This is a genomic window from Caloranaerobacter longqiensis (assembly GCF_050286925.1).
Classification (GTDB): Bacteria; Bacillota; Clostridia; order Tissierellales; family Thermohalobacteraceae; genus Caloranaerobacter.
Map to the genome: position 1 here is coordinate 41159 of NZ_JBFWFX010000010.1, position 13941 is coordinate 55099.

Annotated in this window: 15 protein-coding genes and 1 pseudogene; 11 read left to right on the top strand and 5 right to left on the bottom strand. The window is 30.3% G+C overall.

The window, feature by feature from the left end; genetic code table 11:
- Positions 1 to 62: 62 nt before the first annotated feature.
- The 8 genes from larC to AB4Y15_RS09345 all read left to right on the top strand — a co-directional run bounded on the left by larC (position 63) and on the right by AB4Y15_RS09345 (position 5717).
- The gene (gene larC / locus AB4Y15_RS09310; protein WP_427339980.1) at positions 63 to 1286 is read left to right on the top strand and encodes a nickel pincer cofactor biosynthesis protein LarC; all 1224 of its coding nucleotides are present in this window, start codon (positions 63 to 65) and stop codon (positions 1284 to 1286) included.
- Positions 1276 to 2082, top strand: a complete 807-nt coding sequence (larE, locus tag AB4Y15_RS09315; RefSeq protein WP_427339982.1) for an ATP-dependent sacrificial sulfur transferase LarE — start codon at positions 1276 to 1278, stop codon at positions 2080 to 2082. The genes larC and larE overlap by 11 nt, the downstream gene beginning before the upstream one ends.
- Positions 2083 to 2107: 25 nt before the next feature.
- Positions 2108 to 2854 carry a nickel pincer cofactor biosynthesis protein LarB gene (gene larB / locus AB4Y15_RS09320; protein WP_427339983.1) on the top strand — a complete coding sequence of 249 codons (747 nt, stop codon included), beginning with the start codon at positions 2108 to 2110 and terminating at the stop codon, positions 2852 to 2854.
- Between the two features lie 133 nt (positions 2855 to 2987).
- Complete coding sequence (locus AB4Y15_RS09325) at positions 2988 to 3413, top strand: ferritin family protein (protein ID WP_427339985.1); 426 nt, start codon at positions 2988 to 2990, stop codon at positions 3411 to 3413.
- 255 nt (positions 3414 to 3668) lie between these two features.
- On the top strand, positions 3669 to 4064 hold the full coding sequence (locus tag AB4Y15_RS09330) for an MGH1-like glycoside hydrolase domain-containing protein (RefSeq protein WP_427339987.1): 396 nt from the start codon (positions 3669 to 3671) through the stop codon (positions 4062 to 4064).
- A 30-nt stretch (positions 4065 to 4094) separates the two neighbouring features.
- Complete coding sequence (locus AB4Y15_RS09335) at positions 4095 to 4406, top strand: LysO family transporter (RefSeq protein WP_427339989.1); 312 nt, start codon at positions 4095 to 4097, stop codon at positions 4404 to 4406.
- A complete protein-coding gene (locus tag AB4Y15_RS09340) occupies positions 4396 to 4989 on the top strand; it encodes a LysO family transporter (RefSeq protein ID WP_427339991.1) in 594 nt (197 codons plus the stop codon). Before AB4Y15_RS09335 ends, AB4Y15_RS09340 begins: the two co-directional genes overlap by 11 nt.
- 14 nt (positions 4990 to 5003) lie before the next feature.
- Positions 5004 to 5717 carry a M48 family metallopeptidase gene (locus AB4Y15_RS09345; protein ID WP_427339993.1) on the top strand — a complete coding sequence of 238 codons (714 nt, stop codon included), beginning with the start codon at positions 5004 to 5006 and terminating at the stop codon, positions 5715 to 5717.
- A gap of 50 nt (positions 5718 to 5767) precedes the next feature.
- Here the strand turns inward: AB4Y15_RS09345 and AB4Y15_RS09350 are convergent.
- From AB4Y15_RS09350 to AB4Y15_RS09360, 3 genes and pseudogenes are all read right to left on the bottom strand, one after another.
- A pseudogene (locus tag AB4Y15_RS09350) lies at positions 5768 to 5959 on the bottom strand (transposase); the annotation flags it as partial.
- Between the two features lie 89 nt (positions 5960 to 6048).
- The gene (gene fabF, locus AB4Y15_RS09355; RefSeq protein WP_427339995.1) at positions 6049 to 7296 is read right to left on the bottom strand and encodes a beta-ketoacyl-ACP synthase II; all 1248 of its coding nucleotides are present in this window, start codon (positions 7294 to 7296) and stop codon (positions 6049 to 6051) included.
- A gap of 37 nt (positions 7297 to 7333) precedes the next feature.
- Positions 7334 to 7567 (bottom strand): acyl carrier protein, encoded by a 234-nt coding sequence (locus tag AB4Y15_RS09360; RefSeq protein WP_427339996.1) that lies wholly within the window; start codon positions 7565 to 7567, stop codon positions 7334 to 7336.
- A 273-nt stretch (positions 7568 to 7840) separates the two neighbouring features.
- On the opposite strand from AB4Y15_RS09360, the gene bioF reads away from it, so the two are divergent.
- From bioF to bioC, 3 genes are read left to right on the top strand one after another with little or no spacing between them, the layout of a single operon-like run.
- On the top strand, positions 7841 to 9013 hold the full coding sequence (gene bioF, locus AB4Y15_RS09365) for an 8-amino-7-oxononanoate synthase (protein WP_427339998.1): 1173 nt from the start codon (positions 7841 to 7843) through the stop codon (positions 9011 to 9013).
- A 4-nt stretch (positions 9014 to 9017) separates the two neighbouring features.
- On the top strand, positions 9018 to 9764 hold the full coding sequence (locus AB4Y15_RS09370; RefSeq protein WP_427340000.1) for an alpha/beta fold hydrolase: 747 nt from the start codon (positions 9018 to 9020) through the stop codon (positions 9762 to 9764).
- A 1-nt stretch (position 9765) separates the two neighbouring features.
- The gene (gene bioC / locus AB4Y15_RS09375; RefSeq protein ID WP_427340002.1) at positions 9766 to 10581 is read left to right on the top strand and encodes a malonyl-ACP O-methyltransferase BioC; all 816 of its coding nucleotides are present in this window, start codon (positions 9766 to 9768) and stop codon (positions 10579 to 10581) included.
- A 45-nt stretch (positions 10582 to 10626) separates the two neighbouring features.
- Here bioC and dsdA read toward each other — a convergent pair whose 3' ends face one another.
- On the bottom strand, positions 10627 to 11985 hold the full coding sequence (gene dsdA, locus AB4Y15_RS09380; protein WP_427340004.1) for a D-serine ammonia-lyase: 1359 nt from the start codon (positions 11983 to 11985) through the stop codon (positions 10627 to 10629).
- 510 nt (positions 11986 to 12495) lie between these two features.
- Positions 12496 to 13914, bottom strand: a complete 1419-nt coding sequence (gene hydG / locus AB4Y15_RS09385; protein ID WP_427340005.1) for a [FeFe] hydrogenase H-cluster radical SAM maturase HydG — start codon at positions 13912 to 13914, stop codon at positions 12496 to 12498.
- Positions 13915 to 13941: the final 27 nt, after the last annotated feature.

The window sequence follows — 13941 nt, forward strand, 5'->3', positions numbered from 1 at the left end:
CATAAACTCGTGATTGGTTTATACTATAAAGGCAAAAAATTTGAAAATGGGAGAGATAAGTTATGAAGATACTTTACTATGATTGTTTTTCAGGAATAAGTGGAGATATGAATTTAGGTGCTATGATTGATTTAGGAGTAGATAAGGAATATTTAATTAATGAACTTTCAAAATTGAATTTGGATTCGGAATATGAAATAAGAATAAGAAGAGAAAATAAAAAAGGGATTGAGGGGACAAAGGTAGATGTAATTTTGAAAAATAAACATGATCATTCTCATGACCATGCTCACAGTCATACGCATAGGAATCTAAAGGATATTGAAGATATAATAAATTCAAGTAGTTTAAATGAAAATGTAAAAAAATTGAGTATAGATATGTTCAGGAAGATTGCACAAGCTGAAGCAAAGGTTCATGGAAAATCTTTATATGAAGTACATTTTCATGAGGTAGGAGCTGTGGATTCTATAGTAGATATTGTGGGAGCTGCAATATGTATAGACTATTTAAAGGTAGACAAGATTATGGCATCTCATGTACAAGTGGGTGGAGGTTTTGTAAACTGTGCTCATGGATTGATTCCAGTACCTGCTCCAGCAACAGTTGAAATACTAAAAGGTATCCCAATAAAGTCAGGGCTAGTACCATTTGAAACAACTACACCTACAGGTGCAGCAATTCTAGCTGTTAATGTAGATGAGTTTACAGATGAAATGAATTTTACTATAGAAAAAATTGGATATGGAATAGGAAGTAGAGACTTAAAAATACCTAATGTTTTGAGGGTTTATATAGCGAGAGAAAATGAAGAAAAAAAAACAGAATATGATTTACATAACAAACAATATATATTAGAAACCAATATAGACGACATGAATCCAGAGATATATAGTTATATAGAGAAAAAACTTTTTGATAAAGGGGCATTAGATGTATTTAGAACACCTATAATTATGAAAAAAGGCAGAATGGCAGTAAAATTAAGTGTTTTAGTTAATGAGAAGGACATAAAAGCTATACAGGAAGTAATTTTTAGAGAGACTCCTTCTATAGGAATTAGAAAATATGAGGTTGAAAAAATAATGTTAGAAAGGGATTTTTCAAAGATTAGTACAAATTACGGAGAAGTAACAGTGAAAAATTCATATTACAAAGGAGAGAAAATCAAATCCAAACCAGAATATGAGGATTGCAGAAAACTTGCAGAAGAAAATAATGTACCTATTGGAGAGATTTATAGAGAAGTTTACAAAAGAATAGAGGGTGTTTCAAATGATAAATAATGAGAAATATTTAAAACTGATAAATTATTTAAAGGAGTTAGAAAGGGTAATTTTAGCATTTTCTGGTGGAGTAGACAGTACATTTTTACTCAAAGCTGCAAAAGAAGCTTTAGGAGATAATGTGAAAGCAGTTACAATACTTTCTCCATATATACCTAAATGGGAAGTTAAAGAGGCAAAACAGTTAGTTAGTGAATTAGGTGTTAATTATGAAATTGTAGAAGTACCTATTATTGAGGAAATTAGAAATAATCCAGAAAATAGATGTTACTTATGTAAAAAGGCTGTTTTTAGTATTATAAAATCAATTGCTGAAAAAGAAGGATACAATTATGTAATTGATGGAACAAACTTTGATGATACAAAGGATTATAGACCTGGATTAAAAGCTTTGGAAGAATTGAATATTAAAAGCCCTCTGCTTGAATGTGAATTGACTAAAGAAGAAATAAGGCAGCTGTCTAAAGAATTAGGACTTAAGACATGGGATAAACCACCATATGCATGTCTTCTTACTAGAATACCTTATGGTAATGAGCTGAATGTAGAAGATTTTGAGAAAATAGAGAATGCAGAAAAATATTTGATGGATATTGGGATTAGGGCAGTAAGGGTGAGGTGTCATAAGGATTTAGCAAGAATTGAAGTTGGAAAGAATGAAAGAAGTAAGCTATTTGATGAGAAAATTTTAGATGAAATTTCTAAAGAGTTCAAAAAAATTGGGTTTAAATATGTAACATTAGATTTAGAAGGTTATAGAACTGGAAGTTTTAATGAGGCAATTTTTACAAAATAAAATAATCTCATAGGAGGAAAAATACATGGACTTGCAAGATATGAGAAAGTTACTCGAAGGAGTTAAAAATGGTGATATTGAAATAGAAGACGCGTTAGAAAGATTAAAAGATTTGCCTTATAAAGATTTGGGTTTTGCTAAAATTGATAATCATAGAGAAATAAGAGTAGGATATCCAGAAGTTATATATTGTGAAGGTAAAACTGTAGAGCAGGTTAAGAGTATAGTAGAGTTTATGCTTACAAAGAATAAAAATATAATAGCTACTCGTGCTAGTGAAGAAATGTATAAAGCAGTCAAGGAGATATGTGAAGATGCTAATTATAATAAATTAGGGAGAATAATTACAATAAGAAGGACAGAGGAAAAATATACCGATAGCTATATAGCCATAGTTGCAGCAGGGACATCGGACTTGCCAGTAGTAGAAGAAGCAGCAGAGACTGCGAAACTTCTTGGAAATAGGGTGGAAAAAGTTATTGATGTAGGAGTAGCGGGAATACATAGATTATTGGCTAACCTGGATATTATAAGGGGAGCAAAAGTAATAATTGTTGTTGCTGGAATGGAAGGAGCCCTTGCTAGTGTTGTAGGTGGGCTTGTAGATAAGCCAATCATAGCTGTACCTACAAGTGTTGGTTATGGAGCAAATTTTGGTGGACTTTCTTCGCTATTATCTATGTTAAATAGCTGTGCCAGTGGAGTGAGCGTGGTAAATATAGATAATGGATTTGGAGCGGCATATATTGCTAGTATGATTAATAAGATTTAATAGAGTTAATCTAAAAATATATCAGATTATGAATTGCCTAGACTTAAAAGTCTAGGCGTTTTTTTATGAAATGCTGGTAACAATATATTGTTTAATACATAGATTAAAGTAGGAAAGTAGCTGGAGGGGTTTTATGTATTATTATGGTATTACTCCCAACCAATTAATACAGGCGATGAAAGGTGAATTAGAGGCTATAGAATATTACGAAAAGCTTATTAAAATGGCACCAAATCGAGAAGAAGCCAATATAATAAGAGCATTTTATGAAGATGAGAAAAAACATTATGATAACTTCAGACGTTTATATATGATGATGACAGGAAGGCCTCCAATTATACCACCAGTTGATAAGCCTAAAATAAAAAACTATTTACAGGGTATAGAGCAGGCCATATTGGATGAGCTAGATGCCTACGAATTTTATAGAGATATTTATTTATCTAATATAAATCCATATGTTAGAAATACATTTTTTGAAGCTTTTACTGATGAGAATGAGCATGCAGCCCATCTAAATTATCTATATACAAAAAATAAGTGTAGAAAAAATTTATAAATGAACAAAATAATAACGGCTATTTGAAGTTTTACTTCATATAGCCGTATTTTTATGCTATTGTTTCTTGATTATGGTATAATCTTTATAGTGAACATAATACTAGAAGAACCATTCTCTATCTTTAACAAAGAAGAAACAAATTTTTACAAGAGAGTATCTATGAAAAAGAACAAAATCTTCGATTTAAATGAATTATAAGGAAGTATTATCAGAATTTGCATTGATTTTAAACAAAGCTGAAGAACATAAGAAATGGAAAGAAATAGCCTTTTACTATTTATACCAATAATTCTAGGCAATAGATTACCTGATAATATCATTAAAAGTTTAGTAGATGGGCTGAAGGACAATAGAAGATTTTTGACAAAATATGGACTTGCTACTGAAAGCATTAGCAGTGATTATTACATACCTAATGGGTATTGGCGTGGACCTATATGGGCTCCATCTACAATGATTATAGTTGATAGTCTTAAGAATGTAGGTGAAGAACAACTTGCTAAAGAAATTGCACAAAGATATTGCAGTATGATATTTAAAAATGGTATGGCTGAGAATTTTAATGCATTGACTGGAGAGGGGCTGTGTGATACTGCTTTTACTTGGACTTCCAGTGTGTTTTTAATTCTTGCCAATGAATACTGTTAAATTTTAATACTGCCATAAGGAGCGTATCGTATGGGAATAAGATTACTTTTATATTTGATTATTTTAATATTAGGTGCACTAGTCGGCTATAAACAGTTGGGTAGTAGTAAAGCAGACTATAACTTGAGTAAAATACAAAATATAAGTTTATTGTTTCTATTATTTGTAATGGGTGTAAAAATGGGGCTTGATGATAGAGTTGTGTCATCATTTTTAGAATTAGGCTTTCAAGCTATAATAATTTCAGCATTTTCAATATTTTTCAGTGTGTTGTTGGTTAAATCTGTTAAAAGCTATATTGTAAAAGATAGTAAAAAGGAGAGACAGAAAAATGACTCGTAAAATAATATTAGCAGTGGCTATCGGTATAGGTGTAGGATATTTTATACCATCTAGTTATATCTTTCCTTATACTGATATTATTATAGATATTGGACTTTGTTTTCTTTTATTTTTCGTTGGTATGGATATAGGTAAAAATAAAGAAGTATTGAATAAAATCAGGAGAATAGGTTTTAGAATACTTCTTATCCCTATTATGATAATTATTGGTAGTATTGGTGGAAGTATTCTTGCTGGGTATTTGCTAGGACTTCCATTAAATGAATCTGGAGCTGTAGGAGCGGGGCTCGGATGGTATTCTCTATCTGCAATGATACTTGCAAACTACTCGGCAAAACTGAGTGCTTTAGCTTTTATATCCAATGTCACTAGAGAGATTATAGCATTAACCACTATACCTTTTATAGCTAAATACATTGGAGACCTTGAGAGTGTTGCTCCTGCTGGTGCAACGTCCATGGATACTTCATTGCCGGTAATATCAAATGTTACAAATCCTCAGACGACTATAGTTGCATTTATCAATGGAGTAATCCTTTCAATAGCTGTACCATTTTTAGTATCGTTTATGATAAAGATTTAGGAGTTATGATGACTATGAGACTATCATTTAATTATGGAAGTAAAAATATAGAATTTGATGTGATATTCAGAAAAAGAAAGACTATGGAAATTAGTATAGAGCCACCGGATATTATAAAAGTTGTGGCTCCATTTAACACACCAAAAGAAATTATTATTCAGAAAGTCAAAAGTAAAGCATCTTGGATAGTTCAGAAACTATTTGAGTTTAAAGATATTGAATATAGAAAAATTAAAAGAGAATTTGTAAATGGCGAATCTTTTATGTATCTAGGGAGAAATTATACACTTCAAATTATTTTGGATGAAAGTGTTAAAAAGCCAGAAGTAAAATTGTACCAAGGAAAATTCTATATAACATCGTTTACAAAAGAAGAAAAGGTGCTACAAAAGGCAATGGAAGAATGGTATCGTAAAAAGACTTTGGAAAAAATACTTGAGCGTATTAAATATTATCAACCTCATTTTCCTGTAAAGCCGAAAATGGTAAAAGTGAAGGAACAGAAAAAGAGATGGGGTAGTTGTTCTTCTGATAGAAACCTTTTATTTAATTGGAGATGTGTAATGGCACCTTCAAATGTATTAGATTATATAGTAGTTCATGAAATGTGCCATATGATTCATATGAATCATTCGAAAGAGTTTTGGAAATTACTTGAGTCTATTATGCCAGATTATAAGAAACGAAGAGAATGGCTTAAAAATTATGGTATTAGGATGGATTTGTAAATTAGTATACTTAATAGCAGAACATGGGTACAGCAGACTGTGTGAAAATAAATGTATAATTCTTTATTATCTTTTCTAAAATCAGCTATTGTCTTAAAATCAGGTTTTAGATTATTTAAATCCTTTGGATTATATCCTGGTCTACCTGTTTTAGCTGGGGTAGCTTTTACAAAACCTAGCTCTTTCATGTCCAGTTTGTCTACATAGGCATCTATTACTCTTACTAGATTATCTTTTGCTATTGAATAACTATATTTCTTTGGTTAGCGGGTTTTCACACAGTCTGCCGTCCCTATATGTTATACATTTTAAATTTATAATTATCACGGATTCAGGAATTTTTATTTTCCCATTTTTTAAATATGATTGAAGCATTATGTCCACCAAATCCAAATGAATTTGATAAAACATAACGAAGGTTTACATTTCGTCCATTATTTGCTACATAGTCAAGATCACATTCTTTGTCTTTGACTTTATATCCAATAGTAGCATGAATATAGTTATCTTCTAAGGATTTTAGACATGCTATAGCTTCTACTGCTCCTGCTGCTCCTAATAAATGTCCAATCATAGATTTTGTTGAGCTGATAGGAATTTTATAAGCATAATCTTTGAATACTGTTTTGATGGCTTTTGTTTCTAATTTGTCATTATAGGGGGTTGAAGTTCCATGGGCATTGATATAAGATATGTCTTTAGGGCTGATATTTGCATCTTTTATTGCCAATTTCATTGCTCTTGCTTTACCTTCACCATCAGGAGTGGGAGTAGTTAGATGATAAGCGTCACATGTAAAGCCATATCCAACTACTTCACCATATATTTTGGCATTTCTTTTTAGTGCATGTTCAAGTTCTTCTAATATTAAAATTCCAGCACCTTCTCCCATAACAAAACCATCTCTTTCATTATCAAAAGGTATAGAAGCACGTTTAGGATTATTTTTTAAAGATAAAGCATTAAGATTAGTAAAACCAGCTAACATAAGAGGTGTTATACAAGCTTCGCTAGCTCCAGAAATAACAATATCTGCATAACCGTATTGAATAGCTCTAAAAGCTTCACCGATTGCATTAGTTCCTGCAGCACAGGCAGTTACAATTGTATTTGATATTCCTTTTGCATTAAAATTTATTGCAATATTTCCTGTTAAGATATTTGGTAAAGATTTAGGAATCAATAGGGGAGAAACCATATTCATTCCACCATTTAATAATTTTGCAGTTTCTTCTACAATTGTAATGATGCCGCCTACTCCATTTCCAATAGATACACCTAATCTTTCATTGTCAAAATTTGCTTTATCCAATTCTGCATCATAGTAAGCTTCAATTGCTGCAACTATTCCTAGCTGAGAAAAACGATCTAATCTATTTACCTGCTTTTTGCTAAAGAAATTGTGTGGGTCAAAATCTTTTACTTCTGCAGCTATTTTTACCTTGGACTTCTCTATATTAAAAGATTTAATATAATCAATACCGCATAATCCATTCTTAGCGTTATTCCAAAATTCATTTACAGAGTTTCCTATGGGTGTAACAGCTCCAAGACCAGTAACTACAACTCTTCTTTTCATAAATACCTCCATAAAAATTGAAATGGTATCAAATTGTTTACAAATTGAGTTTGCTTTCGATATTTTTAACAATATCTTCAACTGTTTTAAATTCTGCAACTTCCTCATTTTCAATATTAATTTTAAATTTGTTTTCTAAAGCAATGATAATTTGAGACATATCTAAAGAATCAGCATCTAATTCGTCATATAAATGACTTTTTAGTAAAATCTCATCTTCAGAAATTCCCATTACATCAATAATTACACTTTTTACACTTTCAAATACCATTTTATTACCTCCATTTTTTAATAATAAAGAATACAATTTATATTATATATTTTTTTTAAAAAATGTAAACCATTTTTAAAAACAAGTTGACAATAATGCGATATTAATGTATTTTTATAGTGATATGTTTTTAATATTTTGAACAAAATTTTCGATTTAAATAAATTAAGGAAGATTTTGCCCATATCCATAAACGGAAATTATATTTGAATTTATCCACAATTTAAAGTAGTTTAATAATTTCCCATGGATTATAAAAAAAGAGGAATGATTATGGAAAATATTTTTAATATGTTATCTTATTTGAAGGAGAAAGGGTTATATCGAGGAGATTTTAAATATTTAAGTTCAGAGCAGGCTCCTAGGGTTAAGATTAATAACAAAGAAATTATTTTATTAGGTTCAAATAATTACTTAGGACTTTGTAATGATATTCGCTTGAAAGAAGTTGTTATCGATGCAGTAAATAAATATGGATTTGGTTCAGGAGGCTCAAGATTAACCACTGGGTCTTATGATTTACACAGAAAGTTAGAAGAAAAAATTGCTCATTTTAAAGGTACAGAGGCTAGTTTGGTTTTTAATACTGGCTATATGGCAAATGTAGGGATAATTTCATCTCTTTGTGACAGAAAATGGGTTGTTTTTTCAGATAGAAGCAACCATGCCAGTATTATTGATGGCTGTTTATTAAGTGGTGCAAAACTTGTTAGATATAAACATTGCGATATGGACGACCTTGAGCGTAAAATACGAAAAAATAAAGGTAAATATAATTTAATTGTAACTGATGGGGTATTTAGTATGGACGGGGATGTAGCACCGTTACCTGATATTATAAAATTAGCAAAAAAGTATGAAATAATTACAATGGTTGATGATGCTCATGGAGTTGGCGTTCTAGGAGAAAATGGTTCAGGTACCGTGTCATATTTTAAAGTTAATGACCAGATAGATATACAAATGGGAACATTAAGCAAAGCCGTGGGTTCTATTGGAGGATATGTGGCTGGAAAGAAATATTTTATTGATTATTTTAGAAATTTTGCTAGAAGCTTTATTTTTTCAACGGCATTACCTCCTTCGGCTATTGCGGCATCTATTAAAGCTATTGAAATCATTGAAAAAGACAAAACTAGAAGAAAGTATCTTTTAGAAATGGCTAGCTGGTTTAAAAATAAACTTATTGAAGCAGGATTTCAAGTTACAAATACTATTACACCTATCATACCAGTGATTGTGGGAGATGCGAAAAATACAGTAAAGCTTAGTGAAAGTTTATTAGAGGAAGGAATTTATATACCAGCTATAAGACCTCCTACGGTGCCGAAGGGAACTAGTAGGTTAAGAATTTCATTGATGGCTACTCATACCTATGATGACTTAAAATATGTAATAGATGTAATTAAGTTTCATGGAAAAAGATTAGGGATTATTGAAGGATGATTTTATGAGAGAATATTTAATAATATTATCAGGCTGGGCAGTTCATAGGTTTGTTTGGGTACCTATTTGTAATTTATTAAAAGAAGATTATGAAGTAATTATTATAGATTGGAATGATGTTGAATTATTAGATGAATTTAAACAGAAAGTTATTACTGTCCTAAAAGGAAGGAATATCTGTAAGTTTTCAATTATAGGATGGTCTTTAGGTTCTTTGGTAGCAATAGAAGTAGCAACTAGTTATTCTTTTCAAATTGATAATATGATTCTTATTAGTGGTACGAGTAAATTTGTACGGGATCAAACAGATAATTACAATATTGGATGGCACAAAAAAATTCTTGATAGAATGATTTATATGCTAAAAGAGTATCCTGAAGAAACTTTAAGAAGATTTTATAAAAACCTTTTTAGCAAAGAAGAAGTAAAAAATGGTTATTATGATTGTTTTATCGAAAAATTAGCTCTTTTTAATAAAAAGGGTTCAATAGAGTCTTTAGCTTTAGGCTTAGAATATTTAAGGCTCAAAGATTTAAGAAACCAAATTAGTGGTCTAAATGTGCCAGTATTATTAATACATGGTGAAGAGGATTTAATTTGTCCTATTGAGGCTTCTGAATATATAAAGATTAATTTAAAAAAATCTAGATTAGTGCCATTCATTAAAACAGGGCATATGCCATTTTATACAAAACCAAATCAATGTTATGAAATTATTAAAAATTATATGTTAGGTGGAGAGGGAAGATAAGATGATTGATAAAGAAAAACTAAGAAGAAGATTCAGTAGAAATGTTAAGAATTATGATAAATATGCTAATATACAAAAAAAGATGGGGGATACTCTTGTTAATCATATTAAAAATGATAGTTTACATATAAAAAGTATATTAGAAATTGGATGTGGAACAGGATATGTTACTAAAAGGTTAATAAATGATTTTCCGAATGCACAAATTACTGCAGTAGATATTGCACCAGGGATGATTGAGCATGTGAAATCTAATATCCAATATGACCATGTAAATTTTATTTGTGGAGATATTGAAGAAATGGATTTAAAGGGTAAGTATGATTTAATTATATCGAATGCAACTTTTCAATGGTTTAATTATTTAGAAAAGACAACTAATAAATTGATTGGGTTACTTAATACAAATGGTATTTTGTGTTTTTCAATCTTTGGCAAAGATACATTTAAAGAGCTACGTGAAGCTTTTCATAAAGCTAAGAATGCACTTGAAATAAGTGAGCCAGTTTCACCTAGTCAACCTTTTTATTCCCTAAAAGAGCTATATGATATATGCAATAATATAATAACTAGAAATAATCTGGATGATATAAAGATTGATTTCTTAGAATCTTATGAGTATGAATATTTTAATTGTTGTACAGACTTTTTGTATTCAATAAAAAAAATTGGTGCTAATAATAGTCAAAGTGGAAGAAACATAACTACTCCTGATTTTATAGAAAAAGTTATTGATATTTATGACAAAGATTATCAGAAAGATGGTAAAGTTGTAGCAACTTATCATATATTATATGTTTATATAAAACTTATATAGGGCTAAATAACAAATGTTTGGTAAAAATAATAAAGGGCAGAGGTTTCATTTTAAATCTCTGCCTTTTTTATAATATTCATTCATAACCTCCTTAGGTACCAGACTTCCTCCAGTAGCCCATGCAATATGAGTTGCATTTGACATCTTACCATACAATCCATTTTTCTTTAGAAATTCTTCCAAAGAGCTGCTTTTGAGTAAATCAATTACACCTGGTATTCCAGCCAAAGCTGAAGGTTCTAAGTATATATTTTCATTGTCTGCTAAGGTACTGAGAAGCCTATAAAGCTTATCATCTTCAACAGTATATATACCACTAATTAAGTTTCTTAATGTTTTTCCAACAAAGCCAGAAGGTCTTCCAACTGCAAGACCGTCAGCTTCAGTTATATTGTCAATTCCAAAGTCTTGAACAGATATTTCATTATGCTTATCAGTTAATAAACCCAAAAGCATACATGGAGAATGAGTTGGTTCAGCAAAGAAGCAATGGACATTATCTTTAAATAACAGCTTAAGTCCAAAGGCAATTCCACCAGGCCCTCCACCAACACCACAGGGTAAATATACGAATAAAGGATGCTTACTATCTACAATTATATTCATTTCTTCAAGCTGTTTCTTTAGTCTTATTGCTGCAACGCTATAGCCGAGGAAAAGGTCTTTAGAATTTTCATCATCTATAAAATAACTCATAGGATTTGAATTAGATAATTTTCTGCCTTCTTCTACAGCCTTACTGTAATCTGATTCATATTCTATAACTTTTACTCCTTTACTCCTCAACAAGTCCTTTTTCCACTTTTTGGCGTCGGCAGACATGTGAACAACTACCTTAAAACCTAATTTTGCACTCATAATACCAATACTAAGCCCTAAATTTCCAGTAGAACCAACCTGTATAGTATATTGATTAAAAAATTCTCTAAATTTATCACTATCCATAATTGAATAATCATCATCTAAGCTTAACATATTATGCTTTATTACTAATTCTTCTGCATACTTTAGTACTTCATAAATCCCACCTCTTGCTTTAATAGAGCCTGCTATAGCAAGATGAGAGTCGCATTTTAATAGCATACGTCCGGGAATTTTTACTTCAAACATTTTTTCCAAGACTTCTTGCATTTTAGGAATTCTAACTAATGGAGATTCTATTATTCCATTTAAATCCTTCGTTTCAGGAAAAAGCTTGGATATGAGTGGAGCAAAACGGTTTAATCTTTCTTCGGCATCCTTAACATCCTTTTCATTTAATGAGATATTTTTAATTGCTATATCGAATTTTTCATATTTTGGATTTATCCAGAACACTTCTTTAGTATAAATTATGTCATTCAGCAGCGGAAATTCCTGTATCCATTCTTTTGTACTTTTTCCAGCTATCAACTTATCTTCCATAGTAAGCACCTCTTTTCTTTTTGTTTTTCATAAGCTGTTAGCAAAATATCTAATATAATTAGAAAAGTATTGTCTTTAAAGATTTTTATCTGGCATCGGTGAATTCCTTCTAAGAATGAATGTTTTTTTTGAAAAATTATACATTTTAATAGTTTTTCATTACTTACTTTCTATGTGTGTTCAGGGCTAGAGATATGCCTTACATATTCATAGTTTTGTCTTATATAATTATTGAAACGCTAAGATAAATGAAATTGTTATCTTTGATTAATTTTTTATATCTCTTAAGCAATTTTTTACTTATAAAGCTATCTAATGATTTGTTAACAGGATTTTTTATATTGATTCTTTTTCACATTTTGTAACTTCCTGCAAATATATTTACGAACTAGATATTATTAAGTTTTAAAAACAGTACATTTTTTTGTAATACTTATATGTAATATTGTTTATTTATGTTAAATAATCATAATTAAAGCACCTAGATTAAATTAATCTAGGTGCTTAAGATTAGAATCTAAGGTCTCTTTCACCATTTTCTATTCTTTCTAAATACTTAATTGTGGCTTTTCTTGCAGATTCCTTAGGTATTTGTTTTAAAGCTTCTTCTATAGTTTTTCTTCCAAGTTCTTTTAATTCTTCATCAGCATAATCTAGTAAGAATTCTTTAAAAGTTAATAATGCATTAGGTAGACATACATTATGAATTTGTCCAGATTTAGCTAGTGCCATGAATCTTTCGCCAGTTCTTCCTTCTCTGTAGCAAGCTGTACAGTAGCTTGGTATATAACCAGATTTGCATAAGCTTTTTAAAATTTCTATTGGAGAACGATGATCTTCTACTTCAAATTGAGGTTTCTCATCATCGTGATGTTTGTGCATATATTCTTCAACGTAACCTCCTACACCTGTGCATGAACCTGCACTAATTTGTGATATACCAAGAGATATAACTTCATCTCTATACTTTGGTGCTTCTCTAGTTGAAAGTATCATTCCAGTATAAGGTACAGCTAATCTGATAATTGCAACAATCTTTTTGAAATCATCATCTGAAACAAGATATGGGTAGTTATTGATATCAACACCTTCTGCAGGTCTTAATCTTGGAACAGATATTGTATGAGGACCTACCCCATAAACGCTATCAAGATGTTCAGCATGCATTAGTAGTGCGATTGTTTCGTATTTATAATCATAAAGTCCATAAAGAACACCTAAGCCTACATCATCAATTCCTGCTTGAAAAGCTCTGTCCATAGCTGTTGTGTGCCAGTTATAATCATGTTTAGGTCCTTTTGGATGAACTTTTTCATATGTTGGTTTATGATATGTTTCCTGGAATAAGATGTATGTTCCTATTTCAGCTTCTTTTAATCTCTTATAATTTTCTACAGTTGTAGCTGCTATATTAACATTAATTCTTCTAATACTTCCATTATCAAATTTTATTGAATAAATAGTTTTTATACAATCGATTATATAATCTAAAGTACAATTTACAGGGTCTTCACCTGCCTCTAAAGCTAGTCTCTTATGTCCTAAAGACTCTAGAACTTTAACTTCTTCTTCAAGTTCTTTCATAGTTAGCTTCTTTCTTTTAAAGTTTTTATTTGAATGTTTATATCCGCAATATTCACAGTTATTAACGCAATAATTGCTTACATATAAAGGTGCAAAAAGAACTATTCTTTTACCATATATTGTTTCTTTAATATGTCTTGCTGTCTTGAACATTTCTTCTAGTATATCTTCATCTTCTATATTAAGTAATACAGCTGCTTCTCTATGAGTTAATCCTTTACATTCTTTTGCTTTTTCTAGAATGCTTCTAACATACTCTTTATCTTGTGCTTTTTTCTTACCGTATTCTATAGATTCAATAATTTCAGAATGAATTATAAAATCTTCGGCTCTATATTCTTTCATTTTAAGACCCCCTATAGATTAATTAGA